Below are 13,561 nucleotides of genomic sequence, written 5' to 3' on the forward strand. Positions count from 1 at the left end.
CCCATCAGAGTTGTAAAAGAATCACCCCCACCAGCAAGGCGATGATTGCCAATAACGCCATGACTTGCGTCGAAGTCAGCGCCATCGCCGCGTCCTTCGAGCGGCCGACGAAGCGGCCCCGAATCTGATGCAAACCGGACTGCGCTTCGAACAGGTTGTCCGGATGCTCATTGTCTTGCGGCTCATTGGTCTGCTGACCGGACCACGCACTTCGCGCCATCAGACGGTCGAGCAAACCCGGCATGACCGACTGGCCAATAATCGCTTTGATCGTCGATCCACCGAGCCACAGCTCGCGGGGCGGATGCTTTACCACACTGAAAATTGCCCGCGCTGCCACGTCAGGATCATAAATGGGTGGCACCGGTTGCGGGCGCTTGGGCAATTTGTTGCGCGCCCAATCGAACTGCGGCGTGTTGATCGCCGGCAGTTGCACCATGCACACGCGGATACGGCTGCGCTCATGCAGCAACTCACAGCGCAACGAGTCAGTAAAACCGCGCACGGCGAATTTTGCTGCGCAATAGGCGGCCTGCAGTGGGATGGCACGATAGGACAGTGCCGAGCCGACCTGGATGACCAGCCCCTGGTTACGAGGACGCATCAACGACAGCGCCGCCAAGGTACCGTGGACGGTACCGAGGTAGGTCACCTGAGTGACGCGCTCGATCTCGGCGGCGGACAATTGCTCAATTGGCGAGAGCACCGTGACCATTGCCGCGTTGACCCACACCGCCAGGGGGCCGAGGGTGGCTTCCAGTTGCTGGGCGGCCTCCTGCACAGCGAGCGCATCGGCGACATCGACGCTGACGATTTCAACCTGAACACCATACGCGCGCAGCTCCTCTTGCGTAGCGGCCAGCCCCGCTGGATCCCTCGCGAGCAGCCCGATGCGGTAGCCGCCAGCGGCAAATCGATGAGCCACCGCGCGCCCAACGCCAGCACTGGCGCCGCTTATCACCACCAAGGGTTGCTCCTGCATGGATCGTCCTCCCTGGCGATTCAGTCAATTGGCCCGATGTTGATCATCAGGTCATCGCCCAGCCCCTGCACCTTGGCCAGCACATCGACCGGCGTCTCGCTGGAAAAGTGCACGACGTACCCCATGCCGCTGCCGTCCTCTTCAATCGCGCTGACCCACAGCTCGACCTCGTCAGCATCCAGCCCCAGCGCCTGGCCGAACTGGCGGTTGCGGTGATCGGCATCGGTTTCGTCCATCGGATAGTCGCTCATTGCAAATATCTCCCTGGGGGTTGGCCCCTTCTCTGGCTGCTTATAGCGGTCTTAAGGATGGACGTCTGCGGTGGTGAAACCGTTCGTTTTTTCAGCCGAGCATCGAGCGCAGCTTGCGCAGCACATCCACGGGCGCGTAGGGCTTGGCGATCAATTCGAATTCATTGGCCGCCAGCTCACTGGCCGTCGACTCGTCGGCGCAGTACCCGGTCGTCAGCAGTATTTTCATGGTCGGATAGCGCCGGCTGATTTCCCGCGCCAGGGCCAGCCCGTTCATCTCGCCGGGCATGACCAGATCGGTGAACATCAAGTCGTACTTGTTGCTCTGCAGCCCTGCCAACGCCTCACTCGCATTTGCAGCGATGTCGGTGCGGTAACCGTGTTCGGACAGAACCAGACGCGCCAGCTCAGCGACTTCCGGACGGTCTTCGACGATCAGGATGCGCTCCGTGCCCTTGAGCTGTTCGGCATCGGGCGACGACTCGGACTTCACCAGCAGACTGTCGTCGGCCGCAAAGAACAGGCGCACCGTGGTGCCGAGGCCTGGCGTCGATTCGATCTTGATGACGCCACCGGATTGCTTGACGAAGCCGTAGACCATCGACAGCCCGAGGCCGGCGCCGCTGCCCTCCTCTTTGGTGGTGTAGAACGGCTCCATGACCTTGTCGAGATCGTCGGCGGCAATACCCACGCCGTTATCGGCGATCGCGATGCACACGTAACGCCCCTGAACCAGTCCGGCCTGGTGCGGATCCGCCGCGTCCGGTACATCGACGTTGCGGGTCTGCACCGTAATCATCGGCTGCTGTTGCTGACTCAGCGCATCGCGGGCATTGGATAGCAGATGATTCAGCGCCATCTCGGCCTGCGCCGGGTCGAGGCGGCAATTGCACAAGTCTGCAGCCAGTTCGAATCGCGGCTCAAGATCAGCGGATTCATGCGAAGGCAGTGTTGACCGCTCGAGCAAGGCATTGAGATTGATCACCCGACCTTCGAGCCGCTGCCGTCGTGAAAAAGCCAGCAGATGCTGGGTGAGCAGACGTGCTTTTTCCGCCGCCGCGCGCGCATGACCGGCGCCTACCACAATGCGTTGCGGATCAATGCTCGGCCGCTTGGCGGTGTGCTGGATCAGTTCGATGTAGCCGATCATCACTTGCAGCAGGTTGTTGAAATCGTGGGCAATGCCACCGGTCAACTGCCCCAGCGCTTCCATGTTTTCGCTGTAACGCAAACCGTCCTCGGCATCACGGCGGCGGCTGACGTCCATTTGCGAGGCGAAGAAATACACCAGTTGCCCGCGCTCGTTGAATAACGGCGCGATAAACAACTCGTTCCAGAACGACGAGCCGTCCTTGCGATAGTTGAGCACCTCCACACAGGTTTCGTGCTGGTGCTTGAGCGCTTGCTTGACCTGCTGTAACACGGCGCGATCGGTCTGTTCGCCCTGCAGAAACCTGCAGTTGCGCCCGAGCACTTCTTCCAGCTCGTAGCCGCTGAGTTCAAGAAAGGCATTGTTGGCAAAAATGATGGGATCGTCGGGCTGCGCAGGGTCGGTGACGATCATGGCCATACGGCTGACCTGCACCGCCGCGAAGAACAAATCTTTGCGCTCTTGCGAAAGAACCGCTGCGTCGGCGCGGTCGACGATCGGCCTGGATTTTCTTGGCAAGTTGACCTCCGCTAAGCTCATTGCATTTCGCTGTGACCATCATCAGCGAGCGGAGTGCCGAGGCCGCACACCAAACAGTGAGGATGTCCGATGAAGTGCCGGGAACATCGATGGATCCGAACCACATCGCCGATTGTCGAAAGCACACCGAGCACTGCACGCGGCTAGCGCCGTCTGCCAGTCTGCATGTCGAAATCCGGTCCGCCAGGGAGAACCACCGTGGATTTGTTGTTTCTGGGCACGTCTGCCGGCGTGCCGACCCGCCAGCGCAATGTCAGCGCCACGGCACTGATCGCGTCCGCCGGCAAAGGTTGGTACCTGATCGATTGCGGCGAAGGCACCCAGCATCAGGTGCTACGCACGCCGCTGTCGCTGAGCGAGTTGCGGGCGATTTTCATCACCCATGTGCACGCTGATCATTGCCTGGGCCTGCCGGGTCTCCTGGCGAGCACCGGCATGTCCGGGCGCACGCGGCCGCTGGATATCATCCTGCCGGCAGCGCTGCATCCGTGGCTGAAAATGAGTCTGGAGGTGACGCAATCGCACCTGCCATTCGAGATCAACCTGCACGCGGTGGAAACGCTCACGCAGTGGCGCAACGTCAACGTCCAGGTGCAGACCATCGAGCTGTCACATCGCGTGCCGTGTCACGGTTATGTGTTCACCGAATCCGACCCGGAACCGCGTCTGGACGTTCAGCGTCTGGATGCCGAGGGAATCGAACGCGGCCCGCTCTGGGGTCACTTGGCCCATGGTCAGGACGTGGTGATTGACGGTCGGACGCTGCACGCTCGCGACTATCTGCTGAGCGCACGCCCTGATCGGCGCATCATCGTCTGTGGCGATAACGATCGCCCTGCACTGCTGGCAGAAGTGGCGCAATCGGCAGACGTGCTGGTGCATGAAGCCACATTCGTGCAGGCAGCGATCGACCGCGCGCGTGCCAGTTACGGCCACAGTAGCGCCGCCGCTGTCGCCGGTTTCGCCGAATCCGCCGGGGTGCGCAATCTGGTGCTGACGCATTTCAGCGCGCGCTATCAGGCCAACCCGGCGGTGAGCCCGTCGATCGAAGATGTGCGTAGCGAAGCGGCGGCGCTGTACAACGGCCAACTGGTTCTGGCGCGGGATCTGCAGCGCTATCACCTCGACCGCTTTGGGCATTTGCAGCCTGTGGCAATCGAGCGCAAACCTCTGGAAGTCGCGCCTTAGCTATAAACCGCGTCCGCCCGGTGAGCAGGCGGACGCCGGTGGGCAGGGTTACTTCTTGGCTTCCTTGTCCGGATCCGCCGAGCGTTCGAGAAACGCTTCGGTAAGCTGCGGCAAGTGCTTGAGCAACCACTCGGCCATGGCCACTTCCTGCGGCAGGATCTGTTCGCAGGCCTTCTGTGTCTGCGTGTCCCCCGCTGCTTTCGCCGCTGCGATCAGGACGGTGTAGCTGGCGACTTCCATGTTCTCGAACACATAGCCAGCCATGGCGCCCTTGATCACCTCGTCGCTCATCAACGATCCACCGACGGCCTGACCGAACGCCATCAACTTGCCGCCCAGGTCCTTGATCGTCGATGAATCGCCACCCAGACGTTGCAGGCATTCGTCGATGAGTTTCTGTTGGCCGAGGGTTTCTTCGATGTGCTGATCGATGCGCGCCTTGAGCTGCGGGTAGTGTTCCAGGCGCTTGGATTGCGCCTTGAGCATCTGTTCGGCCTGTTGCTCCATGGCATGGGCGTCACGCAGCCAGTCGAGCAGGTTTTCCTGTGGAGTAGCCATTGTCGAGTCCTCTTCTTGATGATTTCACAGTGATCAACCGGGCCGCGCCATCGCATGTCAGGCGCGCCCCACGTGCCTTACAAGCCAGGCTTGGCCTGCGCGCCGGAGCCCAGGTCCGCACCGGTAACCGGTTCGCTGTTGGGGTCGGACATGGTGCGCATTTTCATTTTTTCCAGCAGGGCTTCGTCGGCGCTGTCCAGTTGCACGGTGGCCAGGCCATCGCCGCCGTCGACCGCCGGCGCTGGGCTTTCGACGAACTCCCAGTCGTCGCCCTGGTTCCACGGGCCGCGCATGCTTTCGGTGCCTTGCGACATGTTGAAATAGACGTTGGTGAACTCAGGCATGCCAGGCAGCTTGCCTTGCGGGAAGTTGGGCTGGATCGAGTGCAGGGCCTTTTCGAAGGACAACTGGTGCGCGATCTCGCGGGTCATCAGAAAGCCCAGAGCCTCTTTTACGCCAGGGTCATCGGTCACGTTCATCAAACGCTCATAGACGATTTTCGCCCGTGCCTCAGCGGCGATGTTGGAGCGCATGTCGGCGGTAGGCTCGCCGATGGTGTCGATGTACGCCGCCGTCCATGGCACGCCGGCCGAGTTGGTCAGCGGCGAACCGGCACCATAGAGCAGGCTGGTGATGTGCGAGTCATTGCCGTTGCCATTGAGCGAGCGATACAGCTCGCCTTCCTGTTCGACGCCTTCAGCCATCCGGCCTTTGGCGCCCTTGTTGAGCATGACGATGATCGAGCCAATGATCTCCAGGTGACTGAGTTCTTCAGTGGCGATGTCCATCAGCAGATCCTTGCGTCCCGGATCGTCCTCGGCCAGGGCTTGAGTGAAATAGCGCGAAGCCGCCGCCAGTTCACCTTGTGCGCCGCCAAACTGCTCGAGCAACAGATTGGCCAGCCCGGGATTGGGCTCGGCGACACGAACGGTGTATTGAAGTCGCTTGTTATGTAGAAACATGACAAATCTCCTCAGTCGGATAAGCGTGGCAAGTCGTGGGTTAAAAGCCTGCCTACCCTTTTTGTGAAGCACTGCTCGCGAGGAAATTTCAAAAAATTTTCAATCAGAGGACAAATGGTTTGAACCGCGTGAGCAAGCGAAACGGCAGTCTGCCGCTTGCGCTTGTTCAGTCAGGGTGGCTCGAGACGGTGTGGTTGCAGGGCGGATGATGACGACACGAACGCCCTTGGCAGAGAATTTTTAACGCAGTAGATGCACCGCCAGCCCAACCAGCGCACACCCCAGCAGAACCGGAATAACCCCGAGTTTGAAGCGAAACAGCGCAACACCCGCCGCAATGGCAATCAAAGCCGAGGGCCAATCCAGGCTGGCGCTGAAACCCTGTGGCCAGAGCACGTGATAGCCGAAGAAACACGCCAGATTGAGAATCACCCCAACTACCGCAGCGGTAATGGCGGTCAGCGGTGCGGTGAATTTCAGTTCATCGTGTGTCGACTCCACCAGCGGGCCGCCGACGAGGATGAACAGGATCGAGGGCAGAAAGGTGAACCAGGTCACCAGCGCGGCGGCGACCGCTCCGGCGAGAAATACCTGATCGGCGCCAAACACCTGCGATACATAAGCGCCGACAAAACCGACAAACGCCACCACCATGATCAACGGCCCGGGCGTGGTTTCGCCGAGCGCCAGCCCGTCGATCATCTGCGTCGGGGTCAGCCAGCCGTAGTGGCCGACTGCGCCTTGATAGACATAGGGCAACACCGCATAAGCCCCGCCAAAGGTGAGCAGCGCTGCCTTGGTGAAAAACCAGCTCATCTGCGTCAGCGTGCCCTGCCAGCCGAATAGCGCGGTCAATACGCCCATGGGCAATGCCCACAGCGCGGCGCCAATCACGGCGAGCATGGCCAGTTTTGTCCAGCTGAAGCGGGCATGTACTGGTGTTGGCGTGTCGTCATCGATCAATGCCGGGGCAAAAGACTTTTTCGCCGCGCTATGGCCACCGACCCTGAACTTCTCGGGCGCCAGGCGACCACCAAAATAACCGATCACTGCCGCGCCCAGCACGATCAGCGGAAACGGCACATTGAACGCAAAGATGGCGGTAAACGACGCCGCCGCTATCGCCCACAGCCAGTTGTTCTTCAGCGCCCGCGAGCCAATGCGATGCGCCGCCTGCACGACAATGGCGGTCACCGCAGGCTTGATCCCGTAAAACAACCCGGCCACCACCGGCATTTCACCGAAGGCGATATACAGCCACGACAGGAAAATAAGGATGAACAGCGAAGGCAACACGAACAACGCACCGGCCACCACCCCGCCCCAGCTTCGGTGCATCAGCCAGCCGATGTAAGTGGCCAATTGCTGCGCCTCAGGCCCCGGCAGCAACATGCAATAGTTCAGCGCGTGCAGAAAACGCCGCTCGGAAATCCAGCGCCGCCGCTCGACCAACTCCTGGTGCATGATCGAAATCTGCCCGGCCGGCCCGCCAAAACTGATAAAGCCCAGCTTCAGCCAGAACCAGAACGCCTCGCGCAAACTGACGGCCTGCGGCTTCACGTCGTCATCACCCACCAATGGCTGAACTTCACTCATCGAGCTGTTCCTTTCATGCAGTCGGCAGGTTGTACCGGAAAAGCGCAACGAACAAAACGCCAGAAACGAAAAAGCCCCCGTAATCAGCAATGATTACGGGGGCTTCGTCTTATTCAATAATGGCGGAGAGATAGGGATTCGAACCCTAGGTACCGGTGAAGGTACAACGGATTTCGAATCCGTCCCATTCGGCCACTCTGGCATCTCTCCAACGGCGCGCATCATAACAACACTTTCGTTGGTTGCGAACCCCCCAAACGAAATTTTTTCCGTGCTATCAGATGCTTGCGTCGATTAAAGCGGTACACCCAGACGAGCGGCGACTTCTTCGTAGGCTTCGATGACATCACCGAGGCCCTGGCGGAAGCGGTCCTTGTCCATCTTTTTCTTGGTGTCCTTGTCCCACAGGCGGCAGCCGTCCGGGCTGAACTCATCGCCGAGGACGATGGAGCCGTCGCTGAACACGCCGAACTCAAGCTTGAAGTCGACCAGCAGCAGGCCAGCGTCGTCGAACAGCTTGCTCAGGACTTCGTTGACCTTGAGCGACAGTTCCTTCATGCGCGCCAGTTGCTCGGCGGTGCCCCAACCGAATGCCACGACGTGGGATTCGTTGATGAACGGGTCGCCCTTGGCGTCGTCCTTGAGGAACAGTTCGAAGGTGTACGGATTGAGCTTCATGCCCTCCTCGACGCCCAGACGCTTGACCAGGCTGCCGGCAGCGTAGTTACGCACGACGCATTCGACCGGGATCATGTCGAGCTTCTTCACCAGGCATTCATTGTCGCCCAGCAGTGTGTCGAACTGGGTCGGCACGCCGGCCGCTTCGAGCTTCTGCATGATGAAGGCGTTGAACTTGTTGTTCACCATACCTTTGCGATCGAGCTGTTCGATGCGCTTGCCGTCGAACGCCGAGGTATCGTTGCGAAACAGCAGGATCAAGCGGTCAGCGTCGTCGGTCTTGTAAACCGATTTGGCTTTGCCGCGGTAGAGTTCTTCACGTTTTTCCATGATGGGCTCCGCTTGCTAAGTAGGTGGGCTAGGCGATGTGGCGCCAGTCGAGCCCTGAATCTTGATCGGCCAGTTGCAGCCAGTCCGGGTCGCACCCGAGGGTGTCGACAAAACATTGCCGGGCCAGCTGCGGCAGGTTGTTCTTGCTGCTCAGATGGGCCAGGACCAGGTGTTGCAAGCCCTGCCAGCCCAACTCGGCCACCAGGAATGCCGCCTGATGGTTGTTCAGATGTCCGCGCTCGCCGCCCACCCGCTGCTTGAGAAAGTACGGGTAGTGACCACGGGCCAGCATATCGCGGCAATGGTTGGACTCGATCATCAATGCATCGAGATCCCGATAGCCATCCAGCACCCGCTCACAGAACGATCCCAGGTCGGTCAGCAGGCCGAAACGCCGCTGTTCCTGATCACTGAAAACGTACTGGGTCGGCTCCTGCGCGTCATGGGCCACGGCAATGACCCCGACGTTCAGTGCGCCGATCTGCAGTTGCTCGCCGCCGGCCAGAAAGCCTGTCGGTTCAAGCGGTTTGCGCATCCCGCGCAGCGTGCCGCGGCTGAGGTAGACCGGCAGATTGTAGCGCCGAGACAGCAAACCCACGCCATGCACGTGGTCGGCATGTTCGTGGGTCACGAGTATCGCGCTCAGTTGCGCCGGGTGCACACCCAGGCGCAACAGGCGTCTTTCGGTTTCCCGCAGGGAAAATCCACAATCCACCAGCACGTACGTATCAGCACTGGCGATCAGCGTGCCGTTCCCTTGGCTACCGCTGCCGAGAACGGCAAAACGCATATCGGATCAGCCCAGGTTGTCCTGAATCACGCTCAACACTTTACGCGCGACATCGGCCGGCGCGACGGTGTTGATGTTCTTTTCAACGGTGACCTGGATGTTCTCGCCCACCTTGCTCAGGCGAACCTGATAACGCTCGGCACGGGCTTCGACTTCTTCCTTGCTCGGCGCGCTGCCGAACAGGCTGCTGAAGAAGCCAGGCTTGTCGTCTTTGTTCTCGGCCTTTTCGGCCAGGTTGATGTAGTACAGGCCCAGGCTGCGGTTGATGTCTTCAACGCGCCATTCGCCCTGTTCCAGCGCACGGCCAACGCTCGACCAGGCGCGGTCCAGATCGGTACCGACGTTCAACACCGGGTTGCCGCTGCCGTCTTCGCTGAGGCTGACGCGGCTCGGCGCATCGAAATCACGCGAAGCCAGCATCGACACCGAACCGCCCTTCTCGGAGGTGCGGCTCATGCTCGCGAGCATGTCGTCGACCAGCGCAGCGTCCAGGCCAGTGTTGACCGAACGGTTGGTGAAGGCCACGTCTGCAGTGCTGCCAGCAGGGCGCTCGGCGCTGACCACGTAGATTTCACTGGTGTTGCGCTGCACGCCCGGCTCGATGCGCACACGCACGCGGGTTTCGCTGTCGCTGGCGATACCGGCCGCACTCAGGCGCTTGGCCATCGACGCGGACAGCTCGTCGGAGTGCTGCCAGGTGGTGGTGAATTCACCGGTCTGCGGACGCTGTTCATCCAGACGGAAACCGTTGTCCTGGAAGAACTGCAGCGCCACTGGCCAGACTTCGGCCGGCGGGTGCTGGGCCACGACCCAACGCGAATCACCGCTTTTCTGCAGCGAGTAGTCAGTGGCATCGGCCACAGTCGACAGCGGCTGAGGACGCGGGACAACGTATTCGCCCGTCGCGGTGTCATCGGCGACGTTGCGCGGGATCGGCAACAGCGGATCGAGACGCTTGGCAGTGCTCACATCCGGTGGCAATTGCATCGGTGCAGTCTGTTGCGCTTGCAGGTAATCGCTTCCACGGTCGCGGAAATAACCTTCCGGCCCCCAGACCCATCCGCAGCCACTGGTGCTGGAGATAATCAAGGCAAGTGCGGAAAGTCCGGCCATTCGCTTCATGCGTTGTACTTCCTCAATTAAACCAGGACGCTGCACTGGCGCAGGGCCGAGCGCAGCGTTTCATGACAAGGGGTGCTCAGCCAGGTCAGTGGCAGGCGGATGCCTTCGTGCATCAGGCCCATTTCGACCAAAGCCCATTTCACCGGAATCGGGTTGGCTTCGATGAACAGGTCCTTGTGCAGCGGCATCAGTTTTTCGTTGATGGCGCGTGCGGTGTCGGCGTCGCCTTTGAGCGCGGCCTCGCACAGGTCAGCCATTTCGCGCGGGGCGACGTTGGCGGTGACGGAAATATTGCCTTTGCCGCCCAGCAGGATCAGCTCGACAGCGGTCGGATCATCGCCGGACAGCACGATGAAATCCTTGCTCACGCCATCGATGATCGCTTTGGCGCGGTTGAGGTCGCCGGTGGCTTCTTTGATGCCGATAATGTTCGGCACGCTGGACAGGCGAATCACGGTCTCGGCCTGCATGTCGCAGGAGGTGCGGCCGGGAACGTTGTAGAGGATCTGCGGAATGTCGACCGCTTCAGCGATGTGCTTGAAGTGCTGGTACAGACCTTCCTGAGTCGGCTTGTTGTAGTAAGGGACTACAAGCAGACAGGCATCGGCGCCGGCGGCTTTGGCGTTGCGGGTCAGCTCGACGGCTTCGCGGGTCGAGTTGGCGCCGGTGCCGGCGATGACCGGAATGCGCCCGGCAACCTGTTTGACCACGGCTTTGATGACGGCGATGTGCTCTTCTACGTCAAGGGTGGCCGACTCGCCGGTAGTACCGACGGCGACGATGGCATGGGTGCCGTTCTTGAGGTGGAAGTCCACGAGTTTGCTGAGGCTGTCCCAGTCAAGACGCCCTTGTGCATCCATGGGAGTGACCAGTGCCACCATACTGCCCGCAATCATGAAACCGCTCCTGCCGGAAAAAGAGAGCGGTAATGGTACTGGCGCCAAGATGCTTGCACAAGCGAAGTACTGCGCCGCTGCCATTCCCCTTGGCGCCGCTTTTCGCTACCCTTCAGACTTTGATCGGTACAGATCAGCTTGTACGCCGGGTTCCAGCCTCCCTTTTCGGCCTCCCAGGCCCCGTTCCTGCGTCGCATCGACGCGCTCCCGAACCGTGGAGCGAGCCGCGAGCGCCGGCCGGGTCTCATTATACGGACCGCCAGAACAGGCAATCCCGGCCGCCAACGCCCGTCAACCTACCGACCGCTCATCGCTTTAGGAATGCTGCATGTCCACCCCCACAGTTCGCGAACAATTCCTTGTCATCAGTGCCCTCGGCGCCAACCCCATGGAGCTGACCAACGTCCTGTGCCGCGCCAGCCATGAAAACCGCTGCGCTGTCCTCACCTCTCGCCTGACCCGCCACGGCGAGTGCAGCGCTCTGGTGCTGGAGGTTTCCGGTAGCTGGGACGCCCTCGCGCGCCTCGAAGGCAGCCTGCCATTGCTGGCCAAGCGTCACGCGTTCACCGTCAACGTGGTGCGCAGCGCCGCTCTGGAAAATCGTCCGCAAGCGCTGCCTTACGTGGCTTACGTCAGCTCGGCGTATCGCCCGGACATCATCAATGAGCTGTGCCAGTTCTTCATGGACCACAACGTGGAACTGGAAAACCTCACCTGTGACACCTATCAGGCACCGCAGACCGGCGGCACCATGCTCAACGCCACGTTCACCGTGACCCTGCCGGCCGGCACCCAGATCAGCTGGCTGCGCGATCAGTTCCTCGACTTTGCCGACGCGATGAACCTCGATGCACTGATCGAGCCTTGGCGCCCACAAAACCCAATGTAAGGAAGTTTTCATGGCCGTTGTCATCGACCAACCGGTTGCGGATTTCACCGCGCCTGCGACCAGCGGGCAGACCGTCAGCCTGTCCGAACTCAAGGGCAGGCAAGTGGTGATCTATTTTTACCCGAAGGACAGCACTCCGGGCTGCACCACCCAAGGCCAGGGCTTTCGTGATCAATATGCGGCTTTCAAGGCTGCCAACACCGAAGTTTTTGGCATTTCCCGCGACAGTCTGAAGTCGCACGAGAACTTCAAAGGCAAACAGGAATTTCCGTTTGAGCTGATCAGCGACAAGGACGAGGCGGTTTGCCAATTGTTCGATGTGATCAAGCTGAAGAAGCTTTATGGCAAGGAATACCTGGGCGTTGATCGCAGCACTTTCCTGATTGATAAGGACGGCGTCCTGCGTCAGGAATGGCGTGGTGTGAAAGTGCCGGGGCATGTTGATGCGGTTTTGGCGGCGGCTGAGGCCCTGAACAAAGCCTAAGATCAAAAGATCGTCCGAAGGCTCGGGCCGCAATCGGACGATCTTTGCTTTTAAAGCAACGGGGCCACCACCGGCTCCTTGCGCGGCCACGCATCCAGCACAGCCTTGAACAGCGTGGCCAGCGGGATCGCAAAGAACACGCCCCAGAATCCCCATAGCCCGCCAAACAACAACACCGCGCAGATGATTGCCACCGGATGCAGGTTGACCGCTTCCGAAAACAACAGCGGCACCAGCACGTTGCCGTCCAGCGTCTGAATGATTCCGTACACTGCCATCAAATAAATGAACTGATCGCTCCAGCCCCACTGGAACAGCGCAATCAGCAGCACCGGTACGGTCACCACTACCGCACCGACATACGGCACCACCACCGACAAGCCGACCAGCAAAGCCAACAGCGCCGCATAGTTCAGGCCCAATGCGATGAAGGCGATGTAGGTCACGCCACCACAAATCACGATCTCGATGCCTTTACCACGGATGTAATTGGCGATCTGCCGGTTCATTTCCTGGGCGACGCGGGTAATCAGCGCGCGCTCGCGAGGCAGGTAGCCGCGCACCCACTCGCCGATCATCGCCCGATCCTTGAGGAAGAAGAACACCAGAATCGGCACCAGTACCAGGTAGATCATGATGTTCACCAGCAGCGGCAAACTCGAGAGCGAGAAGGTCAGCGCCCACTGGCCGAACTTGCCGATCTCGCCCCGCGCCGCTTCGATCGCTTGCAGTACTTGCTCGTCGGACACCAGATGCGGATAGCGTTCGGGCAATAGAAGCAGCAGCGACTGCCACTTGGCGAGCATGCCCGGCAGCTCGTTGAACAGCGTGATCAACTGGTGCCACAGCAGAGGCAGCACCACGACAATAAACAGCATCAGCGCGCCCATGAACAGCGCAAAAACCAGCCCGACGGCCACCCCGCCGGGCACACGCAGCCGCTCGAGCGTCACCACCAGGCCCTGCATCAGATACGCCAGCACCATCCCGGCCAAAACCGGCGCAAGCATGCCGCCGAGGGTAAGCACGGCGGTAAAGGAGAGAAACAGCAGCACTGCCAGCACCACGGCTTCTTCATCGGAGAAGTAGCGCTGAATCCAGTCGCGTAACACTTTGAACATCAATAATCCCTACGATTTTTAGCG

At 60.4% G+C, this 13,561-nt stretch carries 14 protein-coding genes and 1 tRNA gene; 3 read left to right on the forward strand and 12 right to left on the reverse strand.

Going from position 1 to position 13,561, the window contains the following annotated elements:
* Positions 1 to 4: 4 nt before the first annotated feature.
* The 3 genes from ACP7D9_RS04345 to ACP7D9_RS04355 all read right to left on the reverse strand — a co-directional run bounded on the left by ACP7D9_RS04345 (position 5) and on the right by ACP7D9_RS04355 (position 2,902).
* Complete coding sequence (locus tag ACP7D9_RS04345) at positions 5 to 982, reverse strand: SDR family oxidoreductase (protein ID WP_426155846.1); 978 nt, start codon at positions 980 to 982, stop codon at positions 5 to 7.
* A 20-nt stretch (positions 983 to 1,002) separates the two neighbouring features.
* Positions 1,003 to 1,233, reverse strand: coding sequence for a hypothetical protein (locus ACP7D9_RS04350; protein ID WP_101158528.1), 231 nt, complete (start codon positions 1,231 to 1,233; stop codon positions 1,003 to 1,005).
* A gap of 91 nt (positions 1,234 to 1,324) precedes the next feature.
* Complete coding sequence (locus ACP7D9_RS04355) at positions 1,325 to 2,902, reverse strand: histidine kinase famiy protein (protein WP_426155848.1); 1,578 nt, start codon at positions 2,900 to 2,902, stop codon at positions 1,325 to 1,327.
* 219 nt (positions 2,903 to 3,121) lie between these two features.
* Between ACP7D9_RS04355 and ACP7D9_RS04360 the strand changes: the two genes are divergently transcribed.
* Positions 3,122 to 4,111 carry a ribonuclease Z gene (locus ACP7D9_RS04360; RefSeq protein ID WP_426155850.1) on the forward strand — a complete coding sequence of 330 codons (990 nt, stop codon included), beginning with the start codon at positions 3,122 to 3,124 and terminating at the stop codon, positions 4,109 to 4,111.
* A gap of 48 nt (positions 4,112 to 4,159) precedes the next feature.
* Here the strand turns inward: ACP7D9_RS04360 and ACP7D9_RS04365 are convergent, their stop codons facing one another.
* The 8 genes from ACP7D9_RS04365 to dapA form a co-directional block, all read right to left on the reverse strand.
* Positions 4,160 to 4,669 (reverse strand): ferritin-like domain-containing protein, encoded by a 510-nt coding sequence (locus ACP7D9_RS04365; RefSeq protein ID WP_101158525.1) that lies wholly within the window; start codon positions 4,667 to 4,669, stop codon positions 4,160 to 4,162.
* A gap of 77 nt (positions 4,670 to 4,746) precedes the next feature.
* Positions 4,747 to 5,631, reverse strand: coding sequence for a manganese catalase family protein (locus ACP7D9_RS04370; RefSeq protein WP_101158524.1), 885 nt, complete (start codon positions 5,629 to 5,631; stop codon positions 4,747 to 4,749).
* A gap of 240 nt (positions 5,632 to 5,871) precedes the next feature.
* Positions 5,872 to 7,227 carry a chromate efflux transporter gene (gene chrA / locus ACP7D9_RS04375; protein ID WP_426155853.1) on the reverse strand — a complete coding sequence of 452 codons (1,356 nt, stop codon included), beginning with the start codon at positions 7,225 to 7,227 and terminating at the stop codon, positions 5,872 to 5,874.
* Between the two features lie 120 nt (positions 7,228 to 7,347).
* A tRNA-Ser gene (locus tag ACP7D9_RS04380) sits at positions 7,348 to 7,437 on the reverse strand.
* Positions 7,438 to 7,521: 84 nt separating this feature from the next.
* A complete protein-coding gene (gene purC / locus ACP7D9_RS04385; protein WP_426155855.1) occupies positions 7,522 to 8,235 on the reverse strand; it encodes a phosphoribosylaminoimidazolesuccinocarboxamide synthase in 714 nt (237 codons plus the stop codon).
* A 28-nt stretch (positions 8,236 to 8,263) separates the two neighbouring features.
* Positions 8,264 to 9,025 (reverse strand): MBL fold metallo-hydrolase, encoded by a 762-nt coding sequence (locus ACP7D9_RS04390; protein ID WP_101158483.1) that lies wholly within the window; start codon positions 9,023 to 9,025, stop codon positions 8,264 to 8,266.
* Positions 9,026 to 9,031: 6 nt separating this feature from the next.
* Complete coding sequence (bamC, locus tag ACP7D9_RS04395; protein ID WP_101158482.1) at positions 9,032 to 10,147, reverse strand: outer membrane protein assembly factor BamC; 1,116 nt, start codon at positions 10,145 to 10,147, stop codon at positions 9,032 to 9,034.
* 17 nt (positions 10,148 to 10,164) lie between these two features.
* Complete coding sequence (gene dapA / locus ACP7D9_RS04400) at positions 10,165 to 11,043, reverse strand: 4-hydroxy-tetrahydrodipicolinate synthase (protein ID WP_101158481.1); 879 nt, start codon at positions 11,041 to 11,043, stop codon at positions 10,165 to 10,167.
* 328 nt (positions 11,044 to 11,371) lie between these two features.
* Here dapA and ACP7D9_RS04405 point away from each other — a divergent pair, with 328 nt between their 5' ends.
* Both ACP7D9_RS04405 and ACP7D9_RS04410 read left to right on the forward strand, forming a co-directional pair.
* On the forward strand, positions 11,372 to 11,932 hold the full coding sequence (locus ACP7D9_RS04405; protein ID WP_101158479.1) for a glycine cleavage system protein R: 561 nt from the start codon (positions 11,372 to 11,374) through the stop codon (positions 11,930 to 11,932).
* Between the two features lie 10 nt (positions 11,933 to 11,942).
* Positions 11,943 to 12,416, forward strand: a complete 474-nt coding sequence (locus tag ACP7D9_RS04410; RefSeq protein WP_101158478.1) for a peroxiredoxin — start codon at positions 11,943 to 11,945, stop codon at positions 12,414 to 12,416.
* A 50-nt stretch (positions 12,417 to 12,466) separates the two neighbouring features.
* Here ACP7D9_RS04410 and ACP7D9_RS04415 read toward each other — a convergent pair whose 3' ends face one another.
* On the reverse strand, positions 12,467 to 13,537 hold the full coding sequence (locus ACP7D9_RS04415) for an AI-2E family transporter (protein ID WP_426155858.1): 1,071 nt from the start codon (positions 13,535 to 13,537) through the stop codon (positions 12,467 to 12,469).
* Positions 13,538 to 13,561: the final 24 nt, after the last annotated feature.

It is taken from the genome of Pseudomonas sp. TSRC2-2 (assembly GCF_049897785.1).
In the GTDB taxonomy this organism is placed as follows: Bacteria; Pseudomonadota; Gammaproteobacteria; order Pseudomonadales; family Pseudomonadaceae; genus Aquipseudomonas.